Here is a 17,491-nt window from a genome sequence, read left to right as displayed (position 1 = left end):
CCTTTTCTTTTGCTTGAACCCTTCCCCGCAACCCTTTTATCTGCCGCTGGACGAGTGACAGGAGCGACCGATGATCCTCTGCTGCGGCGAAGCCCTTATCGACATGCTGCCCCGCCGCACCACGGCGGACGAACCCGCCTTTGCCCCCTATCCCGGCGGTGCGGTCTTCAACACGGCAATTGCGCTGGGGCGGCTGGGTGCGCCGGTCAGTTTCTGGTGCGGATTGTCGGACGACCTCTTTGGCACCATGCTTGCCGACGCGCTCGCCGCCTCGGGCGTCGATATCAGCCTCTGCCCCCGCCCCGCGGCGCCTTGCACGCTCGCCTTCGTGCAACTGGTCGACGGTCAGGCGCGCTATGCGTTCTACGATGAAAACACGGCGCTGCGCAGCCTGACACCGGATGCGCTGCCGCCCCTGCCCGACAGCGTGCAGGCGCTGTTTTTTGGCGGGATCAGCCTGGTCTCCGAACCCTGCGGCAGCGCGTTCGAGGCGATGATGACCCGCGCCTCGGGCCGCGTGACGATGCTCGATCCCAACATCCGCCCCGGCTTTGTCCAGGATGAGCCCGCCTATCGCGCGCGGATCGACCGGATGATCGCCCTTGCCGATATCGTCAAGCTTTCCGACGAAGACCTGCACTGGCTCTGCGGGAACGGCGATGCGGCGATGCTGGCGCAGGGTCTGATCGCCAGGGGGCCCAAGGTCGTTGTAATAACGGAAGGCGCGCGCGGCGCGACCGCCCATTGGGCGGGCGAGGCCGTATCGGTCCCCGGCCAGCGGGTCGAGGTGGTGGATACGGTCGGCGCCGGCGACACGTTCAACGCAGGTTTCCTTGCGGCGCTGAACGGTGCGGGACTGCTGGGCAAGGAGGGCATCGCGCAGATCAACGCCGAAACCCTGCGCCACGCGCTTGACCTCGGCGCCCGCGCGGCGGCTGTCACGGTGTCGCGCGCCGGGGCCAACCCGCCCTGGGCGTCCGAACTGGCCTGAGGGTGAAGGTAAGAGGGAAGGCCGGCGTTACCCTTCGCCGGCCGCCCGGGCCAGTGCCGGCCGGATCGTGTCCTCCATGATCCGGGCGGTGATGGGGCCGGCCAGACGCAGGACGATCCGCCCCTCGCCATCCAGCACATAGGTCTCGGGCACGCCGTAAAGGCCCCATTCCAGCGCCGTGCGCCCCTCATCCGCGCCAAGTGCCGCATAGGGGTTGCCGAGCTCATCCAGAAAGCCGAGCGCGTTCTCCGGCCTGTCCTTGTAGTTGATGCCGTAGATCGGGATACCCTCGGCGGCCAGTTCCTCCAGCAAAGGATGCTCCGCCCGGCAGGGGGCGCACCAGCTTGCCCAGTAATTGACCAGCTTTACCCCGCCCCCGCGCAAGTCGGCATCCTCGAACGCGGGGCCGTCGCCCAGCGGCGCAAGGGCCACGGCGGGCGCGATGCTGCCTTCGCGCGCCGAAGGCAGCTCATCCGGGTTTTCCCGCTGCATCCCGAAGTAGAAAAGCGCGGCCAACCCGGCGAACAGTACCGGCGGCACCAGCATCAGGGGTGAAACCTTTGCCATTCCTAACGTTCCTGCCTTTTCTCGACCTCTGCCAACGCGCGGCGTACCCGCGCCCCCCGCCAGAGCGTCCCTGCAATCAGCGCGCCCAGAAGCGCGAGCGACACGCCATAGGCCAACGCGACCTCAAGCGCATAACGACCAAGATCGGGCATCATCCCATCCTTTCCCGCGCCAGAAGCGCCTTGATCCGCCGCGCCCGGATTTCCGTGCGGGTCCGCAGCAGCACCAGCGTCACAAAGAGCAGCGCAAAGCCCGCCATCGACACATAAAGCGGCATCCGGAACACAAGGTGCATCCGTTCCCCCGGCGCGACCGAAAGCGAGGCGCCCTGATGCAGCCCCTGGTTCCAGAAGTTCACCGCGTAACGGGACAGAAGCGCAAAGACCGACCCCACGAGACAAAGCACGCTGGTCAGGTCGGCGGCGGTGTCCGGGTCCTCGATCGCCTCCCACAGGGCCATGTAGCCGAGATAGAAGAGAAAGAGGATCAGGAACGAGGTCAGCCGCGGATCCCAGGCCCACCAGGTGCCCCACATGGGCTGCCCCCAGATCGCGCCGGTGAAGAGCGCGATCAGCGTCATCGTGATCCCCACAGGGGCCGCCGCGCGGGCCGCGAGCGCCGAGACGTGATGGCGCCGGATCAGCCAGATCAGCGAGGCGACCAGCATCATGATCCAGGCATTGATCGCCATCATCGCGGCGGGCACATGCAGGTAGATGATCTTGACCGTCGATCCCTGGCGGTAATCGTCGGGCGTAAAGAAAAAGCCCCAGACCAGCCCGACGATCAGGGTCAGCCCGGCCAGACCGGTGATCCATGGCAGCGCTGTCGCCGACGTTTCCATGAATTTCTTCGGGTTTGCGTATTCCCAGATCGACATGATGCCTACTTAAAGTCTGACCATCCAGCACTCAACTGAATAGCATGTGAAACGCTCAACGCAGATTGACGCGGATTGCCGCAGCCGAGGCAAAGGGCAAAAGTGCGACCGCCCCCGCCGTGATGCCGCCCAGCATCAGAAGCGGGGTGGCGACCGACAGACCCTCGGCGCCCCGGCGCAGGGTTTCGGCGCCGAAGATCAGGGTGGGAACGTAAAGCGGCAGCACCAGCAGCGACAGCAATAGCCCGCCGCGCCGCAAGCCCACCGTCAGCGCCGCGCCAAAGGTCCCGATCACCGAAAGGGCGGGTGTGCCGACGCCAAGCGAGACCAGAAGCCAAGGATAGCCTGGCCATGGCAGGTTCAGAAGCAGCCCGAGCACCGGCGCCGCCAGAACCAGCGGCAGGCCCGTCGTGATCCAGTGTGCGGCGGCCTTCATCGTCACGACCGCCTCCAGCGGCAAGGGCGCCGTGGCGAGAAGATCGAGCGAGCCGTCCTCATGATCCAGCGCAAAGATCCGGTCGAGCGACAAAAGACAGGCCAGCAGCGCGCCCACCCAGAGGATGCCGGGCGCGATCCGCGACAGCATCCCGCCCTCAGGCCCGACACCAAGGGGCACCAGCACGGTGACGATCAGGAAAAACGCAAGGCCAAGGCCGAACCCGCCACCCGCGCGGATCGCCAGCCGCAGGTCGCGCAGCAGCAGGGCGATCATACGAAAGCCTCGTCAAAGGCGCCGCCGATCCCGCCCTCGGCCCGTGGACGGGCGCGGAAGGGGGAAAGCTCCAGCACCTCCGCCTCGGGCAGGCCCAGGTCGATATGGGTGGCGATCAATGCCGCGCCGCCCCGCGCCAGATGCCCCCGCACGACGCCAGCGAACAGCGCGACCGAAGCCGCATCGAGCGACACGGTCGGCTCGTCCAGCATCCAGATCGCGCGCCCCGTCACCAGAAGCCGCGCCAGCCCCAGCCGCCGTTTCTGGCCGGCCGAAAGGTTCTGTGCCTGACGGTCGGCCAGCGCCGAAAGATTCATGGCCCCCAGCGCGGCGTCGACATCGGCGCCACCATAGACGGCGGCCCAGAAGGCCAGGTTTTCCCGCGCGCTCAGCGTGGCCTTCAACCCGTCGGCATGGGACGCATAGGCGATCGTTTCGGCCGGGACCGAGATGTCGCCGCGAAGCGCGGGCTGAAGCCCGGCCAGCGTCCGCAAAAGCGTCGTCTTGCCGATCCCGTTCGGCCCGCGCAATATCACCGCCTGCCCCGCGCCAAGGCGAAACCCCACGCCTTCCAGCACGGGAACGCCACCACGGGCGCAGGCAAGGTCGGATACGATCATCTCCATCCCACCCGCTTAGCCCAAGGGCGCAGAGGCGGAAAGCGGCTTATGCGGCCGGAAGGAGCGCGGCGGCAATACGCCGCCCCTCGGACAGGAGTACATTGTAGCTGCGTGCGGCGGCGGCGCTGGCCATCACCTCATAGGGCAGGTCGGCCTCATCGAGTGCTGCCCGCAGATCGGGGGGCAGATGGGCGATATCGGGGCCGGTGCCGATAAAGAGCACATCCGCCTGCCCCGCCAGCGCCAGCAACGGCGCCGGATCGGCATAGCCGCCCCATCCCGCGACCGACCCCCAGGTCAGAAGGACCGGCCCCTGCCAGACCGTATCGCCCACGCGAAAGAACCCCGGCCCATAGCCGGTCACGGGCAGGGCGTTGCGAAAGTCGATCTCGTTCAGCCGCATGTCCCGTCTCCCTCGTCGCTCAGGCGCCGGTCTTGAACTGGGTGCCCGCAGCCTCGGTCTCGGGCTTGGACCAGTCGCGTTTCACCCCCAGCCGCAGCAGCACGACCGAGGCGACGAAGATCGTCGAATAGGTTCCGACCACGACACCCCAGATCATCGCGAAGACAAAGCCCCGGATCACGTCGCCGCCCAGCACAAAGAGCGAGATGAGCGCGATCAGCGTCGTGCCCGAGGTCATCACCGTCCGCGACATGGTCTCGTTGATCGAAAGGTCAAGGAGCTCCTGCAAGGGACGCTTCTTGAACTTCACGAGGTTCTCGCGCACGCGGTCGAAGATGATGACCGTGTCGTTCAGCGAATAGCCGACGATGGTCAAGAGCGCCGCGATGATCGCCAGATCGAACCGGATCTGAAGCACCGAAAAGATGCCGATGGTCAGGATCACGTCATGGACCAGCGCCGCCACCGCACCCACCGCGAACTGCCATTCGAACCGGAGCCAGATGTAGAAAAGCACTGCGGCATTCGCCAGAACGACCGCAAGGATCGCGGTCTGCACCAGTTCGCCCGAAACCTTGGGCCCGACGGATTCGACCGACGGGAAGGTGATCGAGGGATCGACGGTCTGCAACGCCGCCTCGACCGCCGCGATCATCTGCGGCGAGACGCTTTCCTCGCCGTCCTGCGCCTGTATGCGGACCATCGCCACGTTGCGGTCGGGGCCATAGGTCGGGTCGAACACCTCGGTGATCGTCACGTCGCCAAGGCCGAGATCCGCCATTGCCCCGCGATAGGCGGCGATATCGACCGGCTGGACCGACTCCGTCCGGATCGTCGTGCCACCGCGAAAGTCGATGCCGAAGTTCAGCCCCATGGTCAGGAACGCGACGATCGAGAGGACGATGGCCGCCCCGGAAATGCCGAAGGTGATCCGCCAGTACTTGAAGAATTTCCAGTCGGTATTGTCGGGAACGAGTTTGAGACGACGCATGGTGACTTTCCCTATACCGTAATCATCTTGGGGCGACGGCGCTCATACCAGGTCACGATGATCAGCCGCGTCACGAAGATCGCGGTGAAGACCGATGTAAGGATGCCAAGGCCCAGCGTGACCGCGAACCCCCGCACCGGGCCGGACCCGATGGCAAAGAGGATCACGGCCGTGATGAAGGTCGTGACGTTGGAATCGAGGATCGCGGACAGCGCCTTTTCATAGCCAAGCTCGATGGCCCGGCTCGGGCCCTTGCCGCCGCGCAACTCCTCCCGGATACGTTCAAAGATCAGCACCGTCGCATCGACCGCCATGCCGATGGTCAGCACGATGCCCGCGATACCCGGCAGGGTCAGGGTCGCGCCGATGAGCGACAGAAGGCCGAACATCATGCCGACGTTGATCAGCAGGGCCAGGTTGGCGATCACACCGAACCAGCCATAGCTAGCGATCATGAAAAAGAGGACCGCCCCCATCGCGATGAGCGAAGCAATACGGCCGGCCTCGATGCTGTCCTGCCCCAGTTCGGGGCCGATGGTGCGTTCCTCAAGGAACGTCATCTCGGCCGGCAGGGCGCCCGCCCGCAGCAGGACGGCAAGCTGGGTGCTTTCCTCAACGCTGAAGCGGCCGGTGATGATGCCGGACCCGCCCGGGATGTGGCTCTGGATCACGGGGGCCGAGATCACCTCTTCGTCCAGGACGATGGCAAAGGGCGCGCCGATGTTCTGGGCGGTGAAGTCGCCGAACCGCCGCCCGCCCGAGGCGTTGAATCGGAAGTTCACCGCCGGGCGCCCGTTCTGGTCGAATGCGGGCTGCGCATCGACCAGATCCTCACCCGTGACCACGGGGTTCTGCTGAACGATGTAGTAAAGACCCGGCGTGTCGAGCGACGGGTAGATCGCATTCCGCGGCCCCGGATCGGCGCCCGCGCTTTCGGCGGTGCCCACGACGGGATGGAAGGTCAGCCGCGCGGTCGTGCCGATCAGGTCCTTCAGTTCCGCCGCCGACCCAAGCCCCGGCACCTGGATCAGGATCCGGTCCTCACCCTGGCGCTGGATCGTCGGTTCGCGGGTGCCCACCTCATCGACGCGGCGGCGGATGATTTCGAGCGATTGCTGGATCGTGCGTTCATCCGTCGCCTGCCGTTCCGCCGAGGAAAGGCTGACGACGAATTCATCTTCGGTGACGGCCCGCACCTCCAGGTCCGAAGACCCGAAACCCGTCAGCCCGGCGACCGGCTGCGCCAGCCCGCGGACGATTTCCAGCGCCCGGCCCATGCCCTGCGGGTTCGATATCTGCACCCGCAATTCGCCCCGGGGCGAGTCCACCCGGCGGATGTTTCCGACGGTCGCACGTTCCTCCCGCAGCCCGTCGCGGACATCGGGCCAGAGCCCGTCGACACGGCCGGCATAGACATCGGCGACCTGAACCTCGGCCAGAAGATGCGCGCCGCCCCGCAGGTCGAGCCCCAGATTGACGAGGTTCGACGGCAGGAAGGACGGCCAGAGCCCGCGCGCGGCGGCCTGATCCGGCGTCGCCTCGCCGCCCTGCGCCTCGATCGCGGCAACGGCGTCGTTATGCTGTTCGACCCGGTTGTAAAAGAGGTTCGGCATGGCCATCAACAGGCCCAAGGCACAGACGCCCCAGATCAGAACCCGTTTCCAGACAGGAATGTTCAGCATTAACAGACGCCTCGCAGCGAGAGTTCAGGACGGGCCTCAGCCCGTGGTGGCGGCAGGCTCGGTCTTCGACACGACCTGCGAGATGGTGTGACGCAGCACGCGGACCCGGACGCCATCGGCGATCTCGACCTCAAGCTCACCGTTGTCCTTGACCTTGGTGACCTTGCCGATCAGCCCGCCCGAGGTCACGACCTCATCGCCCCGGCGCACGGCCTCGACCATCGCGCGATGTTCCTTCAGTTTTTTCTGCTGCGGACGGATCAGCAGGAAATACATGATCGCAAAGATCAGGATCAGCGGCACGAAGCTGGTGAAAGCGGCGGCGCCGCCGCCGGCGGCCTGGGCATAGGCGGGTGTGACGAACATCTTGGTCCTCTCGGCTGTGACGCGGGCTGCCCCGCCTTTTTGACTGGCGCGCACCCTATCTTTGAGGGTCAGCCTTGGCAAGCAAAGCCGGATGCGGCGTTTTCCCGGTTCAAATACCCGTTCGCATGGGGCATATGAGGATCGAATTCCGCACCATCAATCAAGGGCTGGTCACATGCACGACATCCGCATCATCCGGGACAATCCAGCGGCGTTCGACGCGGCACTCGGTCGTCGCGGGCTATCGGCACTGTCGCCGCAGGTGCTGGCGCTGGATGAGGCACGGCGCGCCACGATCCTTGCCGCCGAAACCGCCAAGGCGGAACAGAATGCCGCGTCCAAAGAGGTCGGCGCCGCCAAGGCCCGCGGCGACGACGCCGAATTCGAGCGGCTGCGGGCGCTGGTCGCCGAGAAGAAGGGCGAGCTTGCCCGGCTGGAGGAAGAGGCAAAGGCACGCGATGCAGAACTGCGCGACCTGTTGCTGACCATCCCCAACCTGCCCCTGGCCGAGGTGCCCGAGGGAGCGGATGAGACCGACAATGTCGAACTGCGCCGCTGGGGCACCCCGCGCGATTTCGACTTTGCCCCGCGCGAGCATTACGACCTGCCCGCCGCCAGACCGGGGATGGATTTCGAGACGGCCGCCAAGCTGTCGGGCAGTCGGTTCGTGCTGCTGCGCGGCGCGATGGCGCGGCTGCACCGGGCGCTGGCGCAGTTCATGCTGGACCTGCACACGACCGAACATGGCCTGACCGAGACGATGACGCCGGTTCTTGTGCGGGACGAGGCGATGTATGGCACGAACCAGCTGCCGAAATTCGCCGAGGACAGCTATCAGACCACCAATGGCTGGTGGCTGATCCCGACGTCGGAGGTGACGCTGACCAATACGGTCGCCGGCGACATTCTTGATGAGGGCGCCCTGCCGATCCGGATGACGGCGCACACGCTCTGCTTCCGGTCCGAGGCGGGGTCGGCTGGCAAGGACACGGCCGGGATGCTGCGCCAGCACCAGTTCGAGAAGGTGGAGATGGTGAGCATCACCACCCCGGAGACGAGCCTTGAGGAACATGAGCGCATGACCCGCTGCGCCGAGACGGTGCTCGAACGGCTTGGCCTGCCCTATCGCACGGTCGTCCTTTGCACCGGCGACATGGGGTTCGGCGCGCAAAAGACCCACGACATCGAGGTCTGGCTGCCCGGGCAGAACTGCTACCGCGAGATTTCCTCGGTCTCGGTCTGCGGCGATTTCCAGGCGCGCCGCATGAACGCGCGCTATCGCCCCGCAGGCGGCAAGCCCGAATTCGTCCATACGCTGAACGGGTCGGGGCTGGCGGTGGGGCGCTGCCTGATCGCGGTCCTGGAGAACGGGCAGCAGGCGGACGGCTCGGTGCATCTGCCGCAGGCGCTGCATCCGTGGATGGGCGGCAAGACCCGGATCACGGCCCAAGGCGTGCTGGAATAGGGAACGTGCCCTCCCGCCCGTCTTCACGGCGCGGGCGCGCCGTTCATCCCGTTGGGCCGGGCGCCGCTGCGCGGCGCAGGGCGCAGGCGACATGGGAGGGAACAAGCTGCGGGGCTGGGGCGTCCTTCCGGGATGAAGCATCGTGCCAAGGCCATCTTCCTCGTTCTTGCGGCGCTTGCCTTTGCGGCGGCACCTGCCCTTTCGCCTGGCTTTGACGGGTTCGACCCCGACCGGTTCCCGGTGCCGCAGCTTGACCCGCCGGTGCAGCCTGCAGGGTGGGCCTTTGCGATCTGGGGGCCGATCTACCTGTTGCTGGTGTCCCATGCGGCCTACGGGCTGTGGCGGCACCGGGACGACCCGGCCTGGGACGATCTGCGCTGGCCCCTGATCCTTAGCCTCGGGGTGGGCAGCCTGTGGCTCGCGGTCGCGAATGTCAGCCCGATCATCGCCACGGTTCTGATCTGGGTGATGCTGGTCAGCGCGCTGGCAGCACTTGTGCTGTCACCGGGGCGCCATCTGGTCACCGATGCGGGCGCGAGCCCCGCCCCTGCCGCGAACCGCTGGCTTGGGCGCGTGCCGATCGGGCTTTATACCGGGTGGCTGACGGCGGCAAGCTGGGTGTCGATAGGGCTTCTGCTGGGCGGCTGGGGCGTGCTGGGGCCGGTCACGGCGGCACTGGTCGCGCTGCCGTTGGCGATCGCCTTTGCCGCGATCTTTCAGCTTTGGCTGGGGCGCGCGCCGGAATACGGGCTGACGGTGATCTGGGCGCTGGCCGGACTGGTCGCCGCGAACTGGTCCCGCGCGCCCGCCATCGCGGCGCTCGCTGCGGTGGGCATCCTTGTCATGGGCGTGATCCTGCTGCGCCTCGGGAACCTGCGCACCGAGAGATGGGGACCCGAGCGATAAGGGCCTAATGCAGCCGCCGGCGCACATGGCGCAGGCCCAGCCACACGCCCAGAACGACGGGCGGCACCAGCGCCGCGATCGTCACCTCTTTGGCGATCCCCAGCGCGACGGTCAGCGGATAGATCAGGTAGCCGGCGATCCCCAGCGCGTAATAGCTGATCGCGACCACCGACAGCCCCTCGACCGTGTGCTGAAGCCGGAGTTGCAGATCCGCCCGCCGGTCCATGCTGGCCAGCACCTTCTGGTTCTGGGCGGAACGCTCCACATCGACGCGGGTCCGGAGCAGTTCGGCCGCGCGCACGGCCCGTTCCGCCAGCAGGTTCAGCCGCGCCTCGGCCGCCTTGACCGTTCGCATGGCCGGGTCAAAGCGGCGCATCATGAATTCCGCGAATGTCTGCCCGCCCCGGTGACGTTCCTCGCGCAGGACAGCGATGCGCTGGTTGACCAGCGCCTCATAGGCCGCCGTCGCGCCAAAGCGGAACGAGGAATGCACGAGCAGCGTCTCAAGCTCGGACGAGATCGCAAGGAGATCGTTCAACGTATCCTCTGCGCTGCGGTTGTCGCCGCTCATGTCCGCGACAAGCCCCGAGAGCCGCACATCGAGCGCCCCCATCCGCGGCGCCAGCGCCCGGGCGCGGGCCAGCCCGAGCATCGACATGCTCTTGTAGGTCTCGATCTCGCAAAGACGCTGCACGATGCGCCCGACCCGCCGCTCGCCGCAATCGGGGCGCACAAAGATGGCCATGCGCATGTGGCCGGCCGGATCGATCCGGAAATCGGCCGCGATGATCGCAGCGCCGTCGATCACCCGGGCGGCGGCAAGGCTTTCGGGCACGAACCAGTCCGCAAGCTTACGGGCGATCCCGGCCTCGTCCTCGGGCATGAAATCGACCCGGATGAGGATCGAGGTCACGCGGCTTCCCGGCGCCGCCGCCAGCCAGTCCGCCGGAAAGACGTCAAAACCCGCCGGGTCGAAGGGGCGTGGCGAGAGCCCCTGCGCAAAGGCGGTGTAGGTCACGAATTCGGTGTGGTTTTCCCATTTCAGGCTGTGGCGCCCGATATCGCCGAAATAATGCGTGGCATCGGGTGCGGGATGGGCCGCCGCGTGACGATCCAGCAGGTCGGTCAGATGCGCCCGGTCGCGGGCCCGGTCGCGCCCCGCCGCATCCTGCGGTTCCTTGACGGCAAGGAAAACGGCCTCGCACGGGGCACGAAGCGCCGGAAAGGGCCGGGCGTGAAGCTCGTTCGCCAGCGCATAGCGCAGCGGATGGTCGTCGATCTGTGCCATTGGCCTGCCCGCGAGAGATCCGGCGCCATCATCAGCGAAGGGGCCGCGCTTTTCAACGCGGCCCCTTTGCATACTGTCGCATGGCGTGTTTCCTGCAACGCCCCTCGCGTCACTCGATCATCGGCAGCAGCGCGTCGATCGACTTTTTGGCGTCGCCATAGAACATCCGCGTGTTTTCCTTGTAGAACAGCGGGTTCTCGATCCCGGAATAGCCGGTGCCCTGCCCGCGTTTCGACACGAAGACCTGCTTGGCCTTCCAGACCTCCAGCACCGGCATCCCGGCGATGGGGCTGTTCGGGTCTTCCTGCGCGGCCGGGTTCACGATGTCGTTCGAGCCGATGACGATGGCCACATCCGTTTCCGGAAAATCCTCGTTGATCTCATCCATTTCCAGCACGATGTCATAGGGGACCTTGGCCTCGGCCAGAAGCACGTTCATGTGCCCCGGCAGGCGGCCTGCAACGGGATGGATCGCAAAGCGCACGTTCTTGCCCTTGGCACGCAGCTTGCGCGTGAGTTCCGACACCGATTGCTGCGCCTGCGCGACGGCCATCCCGTATCCCGGCACGATCACCACGCTGTCGGCATCGTTCAGCGCCGCCGCCACGCCATCGGCATCGATGGCGATCTGTTCGCCCTCGATCGCCGCCGCGGGGCCGGTGGTGCCGCCGAAACCACCCACGATCACGCTGACAAAGCTGCGGTTCATGGCCTTGCACATGATGTAGGACAGGATCGCACCCGACGAACCGACCAGCGCCCCCACCACGATCAGGAGATCGTTCGAAAGCGAAAAGCCGATGGCCGCCGCCGCCCAGCCGGAATAGCTGTTCAGCATCGACACCACGACCGGCATGTCCGCCCCGCCGATGCCCATGATCAGGTGATAGCCGATGAAGAGCGCGGCCAGCGTCATGACGATCAGCGCAAAGGGCGAGCCGGTCTGAAGATAGACGATCAGCAGGATCAGCGAGATCGCCGCCGCCGCCGCGTTCAGGAGATGCCCGCCCGGCAGTTTCGTGGCTTTGGTATCGACCTTGCCGGCCAGCTTGCCAAAGGCCACGACCGAGCCGGTGAATGTCACCGCGCCGATGAAGACGCCGAGGAAGGTCTCGACCCGCAGGATCGAAACCTCGACCGGCGATTTATGGGCAAGCACGCCGGCAAATCCGTCCAGAAGGGCGCGCGCCGCCGGGTCCATCGCCAGAACGCGGCCAAGTTCGAAATGGGTGTTGAAGCCGATCAGTACCGCCGCCAGACCGACGAGCGAGTGCATGGCAGCGACAAGCTGCGGCATCTCGGTCATCTGGACGCGCTGCGCGACGGTCCAGCCGATGACGCCGCCGCCGGCGATCAGGATCAGCGACAAAAGCCACAGGCCCGACCCCGGACCGATCAGCGTTGCGATGACCGCAAGCGCCATGCCGGCGATACCGTACCAGACGGCGCGCTTGGCGCTTTCCTGTCCCGAAAGCCCGCCCAGCGAGAGGATGAACAGGATGGCCGCAACGACATAGGCGGCCGTGGTGAATCCAAAATCCATGACCCTGTGTTTCCCCTTCAGGATTTCTGGAACATGGCGAGCATGCGCCGTGTCACGAGGAAGCCGCCGAAGATGTTGATCCCGGCCATGAAGATCGCCAGCGCCGAAAGCAGGATCACGAGGAACGACCCCGACCCCACCTGCATCAGCGCCCCAAGGATGATGATCGACGAAATTGCGTTCGTGACCGACATCAGCGGCGTGTGAAGGCTGTGCGAGACGTTCCAGATCACCTGGAAGCCGACGAACACGGCCAACACGAAGACGATGAAATGCTGCATGAAGCTGGCCGGCGCGACAAGGCCAAGGCCCAGCAGCAGCACCGCGCCAACGCCAAGCAGTGTCACCTGGTTCACCGTCTGCTTGCGGAAGGCAGCGGTTTCGGCCGCGCGCCGTTCCTCTGGCGTCAGTTCCTTTGGCCGCTCTTTCGGTCTGGCGGCGGCGATGGCCGCGACCTTGGGTGGCGGCGGCGGGAAGGTGATCTCGCCGGCATGTGTCACGGTCGCGCCGCGGATCACGTCATCTTCCATGTTGTGGTTGATGACGCCGTCCTTGGCCGGCGTCAGGTCCGTCAGCATGTGCCGGATATTCGTGGAATAAAGCGTCGAGGACTGCGCGGCCATCCGGCTGGGGAAATCGGTGTAGCCGATGATCGTGACGCCATTGTCGCTCACAATCTTCTGGTCGGGCACCGTCAGGTCGCAGTTGCCGCCGCGTTCCGCCGCAAGATCGACGACGACAGAGCCCGGCTTCATGGCCTTGACCATGTCTTCCAGCCAGAGCTTCGGCGCATCGCGCCCGGGGATCAGCGCCGTGGTGATGACGATGTCCATGTCGGGGGCAAGCTCGCGGAATTTCTCAAGCTGCTTTTCCCGGAATTCGGGGCTCGACGGGGCGGCGTAACCGCCGGTGGCGGCGCCGTCCTGGTTGTCCTCGAAGTCGAGGAACACGAATTCCGCGCCCATCGACTCGATCTGTTCTGCCACCTCCGGGCGCACGTCGAAGGCATAAGTGATCGCGCCAAGGCTTGTCGCGGTGCCGATCGCGGCAAGACCCGCGACGCCCGCGCCCACCACCAGCACCTTGGCCGGGGGCACCTTGCCCGCCGCCGTCACCTGACCGGTGAAGAAGCGGCCAAAGTTGTTGCCCGCCTCGATCACCGCGCGGTAGCCGGCGATATTCGCCATCGAGGACAGCGCGTCCATCTTTTGCGCCCGGCTGATGCGCGGCACCATGTCCATGGCGATGACGGTCGCGCCCTTGTCCCGCGCGCGGTCCAGAAGCGCGCCATTCTGCGCCGGATAGAAGAAGGAAATCAGCGTCTGCCCGGACCGCAGCAGGTCTACCTCGGCCTCCGAGGGCGGACGGACCTTGGCGACGATATCCACCGCCGCGTAAAGCGCCGCGGCATCCGGCAGCACGGTGACGCCCGCCGCTGCATAGGCGGTATCGGCAAAGCCGGCCTTTGCCCCTGCGCCCGCCTCGACAAAACACTCATGCCCCAGCTTTTGCAGCTGCAGCGCGCTGTCGGGGGTCATGGCCACACGGGCCTCCCCGTCGAACTGTTCCCTCGGTGCCCCGATCTTCAAGCCCTTGTCCCCCTTCTGAACCGCAGCCCTGTCCTGCTGCCCCTGCTGCCCGCCCACATAACATTGCGCAAGAAAGTTTCACAAGCCGGACGTGCCCTTTACGGCAAGCGCCGGTTACGCCGCGTCGCAGCGCCAGTTTATGCCCCGGAAACCGGCTTGACGAAAGGGGGCATGGCACGTCAAAGCGGATCGGCAAAAGGGGGCCCCGATGACCGATTTCGCCGCGACCAAGGCCATGTTCCACCTGCCCGGGGGTGTGATCTATCTCGACGGCAATTCGCTGGGCCCGCTGCCGCTGGCGGCACCCGCGCGGGTCGGCGCAATGATGCAGCAGGAATGGGGCGACATGCTGATCACCGCCTGGAACAAGGCGGGCTGGATGGACCAGCCCCGCCGGCTGGGCGACCGGATCGGACGGCTGATCGGTGCGGAACCGGGCAGCGTCGTGCTGGGCGACACGCTGTCGATCAAGGTCTATCAGGCGCTCGCCTCGGCGCTGGAAATGCGGCCCGACCGCCCGGTGATCCTGTCGGACAGCGGCAACTTTCCGTCGGATCTCTATATGGCCGAGGGGCTGATCCGGAGCCTTGGCCGGGGACACGAGTTGCGCGTCGTGGCGCCCGAGGATCTGGCCGATGCCGTCGATGACAGCGTGGCCGCGCTCTTGGTGACCGAGGTCGATTATCGCACCGGGCGACGTCACGATCTGGCCGACCTGACGGCGCGCACCCATCGGGCGGGGGCGCTGGCGATCTGGGATCTTGCCCATTCGGCGGGTGCGCTGCCCGTTGCCGTCGCCGAAGAAGGCGCCGATTTCGCGGTCGGCTGCACCTATAAATACCTCAATTCCGGCCCCGGCGGCCCGGCCTTCATCTATGTCGCGCCGCGCCATGCGGACCATGTGCGCCCCGCCCTTTCCGGCTGGCTGGGGCATGAGGCGCCTTTTGCCTTTGACCCCGCCTATCGCCCCGCGCCAGGGGTTGAGCGGATGCGCGTCGGAACGCCCCCGATCCTGCAACTGGCGGCGCTGGAGGCCGCGCTGGATATCTGGGACGGCGTGGACATGGACGCCCTGCGCCGGGCCTCGCTGGCACTGACCGACCGCTTCATCGCCGGGGTCGAGGCCGCCTGCCCCGCCCTTACGCTCGTGACCCCCCGGGATCATGCGCAGCGGGGCAGCCAGGTGAGTTTCCGCCATCCCGATGGCTATGCGATCATGCAGGCGCTGATCGCGCGCGGTCTGATCGGCGATTTCCGCGCGCCGGATATCCTGCGCTTTGGCTTCACGCCCCTTTACATCGACGCGGGTGACGTGGACCGCGCCGTCGCGGTTCTGGCTGAGGTCATGGAACAGAGGCTCTGGGACAGGCTCGAATATCGCGAAAGGCGCCGGGTCACCTGATCTTAACCGGATCGGAACCCAAAGCTGCCACCAAGGCGTTGACAGGGAAACGCATCTGTCCCGCACTGGATCTGACGATGATCGACCGCCGTTCCCTCTGCCTCATGCTCATGGCGCTGCCCGTCGCGGGCTGCGTGGAACCCCCGCCCCCGCCGCCGGTGCTGGAACCGATTTCCTACGCCGCCCGCCGCGACGGCGCGTTCACCATTCCGGCCGTGCCCATCGAACAGGTGCCCGAGGCGTTTCACCGCCAGATCGTGCCGATGCAGTCGGAACATCCGCCGGGCACGATGATCGTCGATACGAACACAAGGCATCTCTATCTGCTGATGGAGAACGATTATGCCCTGCGCTACGGAATCGGGGTCGGGCGCGACGGCTTTGGCTGGCGGGGCGCGACGGATGTCTTTGCGCGCCGGTCCTGGCCGACCTGGACGCCCCCGCCGGAAATGATCCGCCGTCAGCCGGAACTCGCCCGCTGGGCGGACGGACAGCCGGGCGGGCCCCGCAATCCGCTGGGCGCGCGGGCGATCTACCTCGCCATCGACGGGCGCGACACGGGCTACCGCATCCACGGCACCCCGGAATGGCAGTCGATCGGTCAGGCCAGTTCGTCGGGCTGTTTCCGGATGATAAACCACGATGTCGTCGACCTGTTCGACCGGGTGCGCGCCGGCGCAACCGTCATCGTGGTCTGATCGGCCAAAGGCCTCAGGCCGACAGGCGACCCGGTTGCCGCCGGCTGCGCGCAAACGCGTGCGCCGCCTGTCCGAAGGCCGAGAAAAGCGGGCGCGACACCGGATCGTTCGCGGCGTTCCATTCCGGGTGCCACTGAACCGACAGCGTGAAACCCGGCGCGCCTTCCACATGGATCGCCTCGGGCGTGCCGTCGGGGGCCTTGCCCTCGATCACGATGCGGCGCCCGGCTGTCTTGATCCCCTGCCCGTGCAGCGTGTTGGTCATCACCTCTTCCGCGCCCAGCAGGCGGTGAAAGACCCCGCCAGCCGTCAGGCGTACGGAATGGCGCAGCGCGAATTTCTCTTCAAGCGTACCATCAGGGGGCATCCGGTGGTTCATCCGCCCCGGCAGGTCGCGGATTTCGGGATAGAGCGTCCCGCCCATGGCCACGTTGACCTCCTGGAAACCACGGCAGATGCCGAAAAACGGCTGGCCCCTCTCCACGCAGGCCCGGACAAGCGGCAGCGTCACCCCGTCGCGCGCCCGGTCAAAGGTACCATGCGCCTCGGTCGGGGGCTCGCCATATTCCTCGGGGTGGACATTCGGGCGCCCGCCGGTCAGCAGAAACCCGTCGCAGGCATCAAGCAGTTCATTGACCGAGACATAGCGCGGATCGGCGGGAATGATGAGCGGGATGCAACCCGCAACCTCTGCCACCGCCTGGGTGTTCATGGTGCCCCCCGCATGGGCCGGGTACTGATCGTTTATCAGAAAGCTGTTCGATATGATGCCTATGACGGGCCGGTTCATGCTTACCCCCGGATTTGGACCCAGAATAAGCATGGCCGCCGCCCCGGTCCATGGGGCAGCGGCACGTTTTTCATCACGGTTTTACAAATCGCCCGTGGTTTCGGCGCCAAGCGGCAAAAGAAGGCGCCCACGATATTCGTAGCTATCGAGTCAGTTCGCGGGCGCGTTCGGCTGGCCATCAGCGGGCGGCGTGGTGCCTTCGGGGACCAGCGGATCCTCGACCAGCGGGTCGGCCGCCGGATCGACGACCGGGGGTGCGGGTTCCGAAGTTGCGGGCGGCGGCGCGATCGCGTCGCCCTGCATCTCGGGCGAGGTGGCGGTAAAAGGCTCGGTCGTGGTGGGTTCACCGGTCCGGCCATCGATCTGGGTCGCGGCGCCCTGCGGGCCGTCGGATTCCACCGCCTCTTCAGCGGGCCAGTAGACGAGGATGAGGAAAACGAAGATGACTGCGATCACGCCCATCCCCACCAGAGGAACGATATGCCGCCGTTTCTGCTTGTTGAGGTTGGTATCGGGTGCCGACACGTCTGTCTCCTTGATATGTGGTGCAAATTCGTTCACGGACGACGGGTCGCCCGGGTTGCGAAGCAAATCCTAC

19 protein-coding genes are annotated in these 17,491 nt (G+C 66.3%); 5 read left to right on the top strand and 14 right to left on the bottom strand.

Annotation, left to right across the window (positions count from 1 at the left end; translation table 11 throughout):
- Positions 1–70 precede the first annotated feature (70 nt).
- Positions 71–991 (top strand): carbohydrate kinase family protein, encoded by a 921-nt coding sequence (locus tag ACFSGJ_RS19255; protein WP_390265633.1) that lies wholly within the window; start codon positions 71–73, stop codon positions 989–991.
- 27 nt (positions 992–1,018) lie between these two features.
- On the opposite strand, the gene ACFSGJ_RS19250 is transcribed toward ACFSGJ_RS19255, so the two are convergent.
- From ACFSGJ_RS19250 to yajC, 9 genes are read right to left on the bottom strand one after another with little or no spacing between them, the layout of a single operon-like run.
- Positions 1,019–1,558, bottom strand: a complete 540-nt coding sequence (locus ACFSGJ_RS19250) for a DsbE family thiol:disulfide interchange protein (protein WP_390265632.1) — start codon at positions 1,556–1,558, stop codon at positions 1,019–1,021.
- A gap of 2 nt (positions 1,559–1,560) precedes the next feature.
- Complete coding sequence (gene ccmD, locus ACFSGJ_RS19245) at positions 1,561–1,713, bottom strand: heme exporter protein CcmD (protein ID WP_390265630.1); 153 nt, start codon at positions 1,711–1,713, stop codon at positions 1,561–1,563.
- Positions 1,710–2,438, bottom strand: coding sequence for a heme ABC transporter permease (locus ACFSGJ_RS19240; protein ID WP_390265628.1), 729 nt, complete (start codon positions 2,436–2,438; stop codon positions 1,710–1,712). The genes ccmD and ACFSGJ_RS19240 overlap by 4 nt, the downstream gene beginning before the upstream one ends.
- A 55-nt stretch (positions 2,439–2,493) precedes the next feature.
- Positions 2,494–3,150: a heme exporter protein CcmB gene (ccmB, locus tag ACFSGJ_RS19235; protein WP_390265626.1), complete on the bottom strand. Its 657-nt coding sequence runs from the start codon at positions 3,148–3,150 to the stop codon at positions 2,494–2,496.
- Positions 3,147–3,776 (bottom strand): heme ABC exporter ATP-binding protein CcmA, encoded by a 630-nt coding sequence (gene ccmA / locus ACFSGJ_RS19230; RefSeq protein WP_390265624.1) that lies wholly within the window; start codon positions 3,774–3,776, stop codon positions 3,147–3,149. The genes ccmB and ccmA overlap by 4 nt, the downstream gene beginning before the upstream one ends.
- Positions 3,777–3,816: 40 nt before the next feature.
- The gene (locus ACFSGJ_RS19225; RefSeq protein WP_390265622.1) at positions 3,817–4,173 is read right to left on the bottom strand and encodes an Mth938-like domain-containing protein; all 357 of its coding nucleotides are present in this window, start codon (positions 4,171–4,173) and stop codon (positions 3,817–3,819) included.
- A gap of 19 nt (positions 4,174–4,192) precedes the next feature.
- Complete coding sequence (secF, locus tag ACFSGJ_RS19220) at positions 4,193–5,164, bottom strand: protein translocase subunit SecF (RefSeq protein ID WP_390265620.1); 972 nt, start codon at positions 5,162–5,164, stop codon at positions 4,193–4,195.
- 11 nt (positions 5,165–5,175) lie between these two features.
- Entirely contained in the window at positions 5,176–6,846 is a 1,671-nt protein-coding gene (gene secD, locus ACFSGJ_RS19215; RefSeq protein ID WP_390265618.1) for a protein translocase subunit SecD, read from the bottom strand.
- A gap of 36 nt (positions 6,847–6,882) precedes the next feature.
- Positions 6,883–7,212 carry a preprotein translocase subunit YajC gene (gene yajC, locus ACFSGJ_RS19210; protein ID WP_390265616.1) on the bottom strand — a complete coding sequence of 110 codons (330 nt, stop codon included), beginning with the start codon at positions 7,210–7,212 and terminating at the stop codon, positions 6,883–6,885.
- Positions 7,213–7,387: 175 nt separating this feature from the next.
- Between yajC and serS the strand changes: the two genes are divergently transcribed.
- Positions 7,388–8,677 carry a serine--tRNA ligase gene (gene serS, locus ACFSGJ_RS19205; protein ID WP_390265614.1) on the top strand — a complete coding sequence of 430 codons (1,290 nt, stop codon included), beginning with the start codon at positions 7,388–7,390 and terminating at the stop codon, positions 8,675–8,677.
- A 132-nt stretch (positions 8,678–8,809) separates the two neighbouring features.
- Positions 8,810–9,583, top strand: a complete 774-nt coding sequence (locus ACFSGJ_RS19200; protein WP_390265612.1) for a hypothetical protein — start codon at positions 8,810–8,812, stop codon at positions 9,581–9,583.
- Positions 9,584–9,587: 4 nt separating this feature from the next.
- Here ACFSGJ_RS19200 and ACFSGJ_RS19195 read toward each other — a convergent pair whose 3' ends face one another.
- The 3 genes from ACFSGJ_RS19195 to ACFSGJ_RS19185 all read right to left on the bottom strand — a co-directional run bounded on the left by ACFSGJ_RS19195 (position 9,588) and on the right by ACFSGJ_RS19185 (position 14,003).
- On the bottom strand, positions 9,588–10,871 hold the full coding sequence (locus tag ACFSGJ_RS19195; protein ID WP_390265610.1) for a DUF3422 family protein: 1,284 nt from the start codon (positions 10,869–10,871) through the stop codon (positions 9,588–9,590).
- Between the two features lie 109 nt (positions 10,872–10,980).
- Positions 10,981–12,414, bottom strand: a complete 1,434-nt coding sequence (locus ACFSGJ_RS19190; protein ID WP_390265608.1) for an NAD(P)(+) transhydrogenase (Re/Si-specific) subunit beta — start codon at positions 12,412–12,414, stop codon at positions 10,981–10,983.
- A gap of 17 nt (positions 12,415–12,431) precedes the next feature.
- Positions 12,432–14,003 (bottom strand): Re/Si-specific NAD(P)(+) transhydrogenase subunit alpha, encoded by a 1,572-nt coding sequence (locus ACFSGJ_RS19185; protein WP_390265606.1) that lies wholly within the window; start codon positions 14,001–14,003, stop codon positions 12,432–12,434.
- A 208-nt stretch (positions 14,004–14,211) separates the two neighbouring features.
- On the opposite strand from ACFSGJ_RS19185, the gene kynU reads away from it, so the two are divergent.
- Complete coding sequence (kynU, locus tag ACFSGJ_RS19180) at positions 14,212–15,405, top strand: kynureninase (protein WP_390265604.1); 1,194 nt, start codon at positions 14,212–14,214, stop codon at positions 15,403–15,405.
- Between the two features lie 77 nt (positions 15,406–15,482).
- The gene (locus tag ACFSGJ_RS19175; RefSeq protein ID WP_390265602.1) at positions 15,483–16,103 is read left to right on the top strand and encodes a L,D-transpeptidase; all 621 of its coding nucleotides are present in this window, start codon (positions 15,483–15,485) and stop codon (positions 16,101–16,103) included.
- 13 nt (positions 16,104–16,116) lie between these two features.
- On the opposite strand, the gene ACFSGJ_RS19170 is transcribed toward ACFSGJ_RS19175, so the two are convergent.
- Positions 16,117–16,893 carry a gamma-glutamyl-gamma-aminobutyrate hydrolase family protein gene (locus ACFSGJ_RS19170; RefSeq protein WP_390265600.1) on the bottom strand — a complete coding sequence of 259 codons (777 nt, stop codon included), beginning with the start codon at positions 16,891–16,893 and terminating at the stop codon, positions 16,117–16,119.
- A 150-nt stretch (positions 16,894–17,043) separates the two neighbouring features.
- Positions 17,044–17,418, bottom strand: a complete 375-nt coding sequence (locus ACFSGJ_RS19165; protein WP_390265598.1) for a hypothetical protein — start codon at positions 17,416–17,418, stop codon at positions 17,044–17,046.
- Positions 17,419–17,491 lie beyond the last annotated feature (73 nt).

It is taken from the genome of Halodurantibacterium flavum, assembly GCF_042681825.1.
GTDB classification, from domain to species: domain Bacteria; phylum Pseudomonadota; class Alphaproteobacteria; order Rhodobacterales; family Rhodobacteraceae; genus Halodurantibacterium; species Halodurantibacterium flavum.
Note: the sequence above shows the minus strand (reverse complement) of the source record. Positions and strands in the feature narration are given on the sequence as shown.

Excerpts from the sequence above, each read along its gene's own strand:
- ACFSGJ_RS19255 (WP_390265633.1), top strand. The coding sequence starts at position 71 with ATGATCCTCTGCTGCGGCGAAGCCCTTATCGACATGCTGCCCCGCCGC.
- ccmB (WP_390265626.1), bottom strand. The coding sequence starts at position 3,150 with ATGATCGCCCTGCTGCTGCGCGACCTGCGGCTGGCGATCCGCGCGGGT.
- ACFSGJ_RS19195 (WP_390265610.1), bottom strand. The coding sequence starts at position 10,871 with ATGGCACAGATCGACGACCATCCGCTGCGCTATGCGCTGGCGAACGAG.
- ACFSGJ_RS19170 (WP_390265600.1), bottom strand. The coding sequence starts at position 16,893 with ATGAACCGGCCCGTCATAGGCATCATATCGAACAGCTTTCTGATAAAC.
- ACFSGJ_RS19250 (WP_390265632.1), bottom strand. The coding sequence starts at position 1,558 with ATGGCAAAGGTTTCACCCCTGATGCTGGTGCCGCCGGTACTGTTCGCC.
- secD (WP_390265618.1), bottom strand. The coding sequence starts at position 6,846 with ATGCTGAACATTCCTGTCTGGAAACGGGTTCTGATCTGGGGCGTCTGT.
- ACFSGJ_RS19175 (WP_390265602.1), top strand. The coding sequence starts at position 15,483 with ATGATCGACCGCCGTTCCCTCTGCCTCATGCTCATGGCGCTGCCCGTC.
- ccmD (WP_390265630.1), bottom strand. The coding sequence starts at position 1,713 with ATGATGCCCGATCTTGGTCGTTATGCGCTTGAGGTCGCGTTGGCCTAT.
- ACFSGJ_RS19200 (WP_390265612.1), top strand. The coding sequence starts at position 8,810 with ATGAAGCATCGTGCCAAGGCCATCTTCCTCGTTCTTGCGGCGCTTGCC.
- secF (WP_390265620.1), bottom strand. The coding sequence starts at position 5,164 with ATGCGTCGTCTCAAACTCGTTCCCGACAATACCGACTGGAAATTCTTC.
- ccmA (WP_390265624.1), bottom strand. The coding sequence starts at position 3,776 with ATGGAGATGATCGTATCCGACCTTGCCTGCGCCCGTGGTGGCGTTCCC.
- kynU (WP_390265604.1), top strand. The coding sequence starts at position 14,212 with ATGACCGATTTCGCCGCGACCAAGGCCATGTTCCACCTGCCCGGGGGT.
- serS (WP_390265614.1), top strand. The coding sequence starts at position 7,388 with ATGCACGACATCCGCATCATCCGGGACAATCCAGCGGCGTTCGACGCG.
- ACFSGJ_RS19240 (WP_390265628.1), bottom strand. The coding sequence starts at position 2,438 with ATGTCGATCTGGGAATACGCAAACCCGAAGAAATTCATGGAAACGTCG.
- yajC (WP_390265616.1), bottom strand. The coding sequence starts at position 7,212 with ATGTTCGTCACACCCGCCTATGCCCAGGCCGCCGGCGGCGGCGCCGCC.
- ACFSGJ_RS19225 (WP_390265622.1), bottom strand. The coding sequence starts at position 4,173 with ATGCGGCTGAACGAGATCGACTTTCGCAACGCCCTGCCCGTGACCGGC.
- ACFSGJ_RS19190 (WP_390265608.1), bottom strand. The coding sequence starts at position 12,414 with ATGGATTTTGGATTCACCACGGCCGCCTATGTCGTTGCGGCCATCCTG.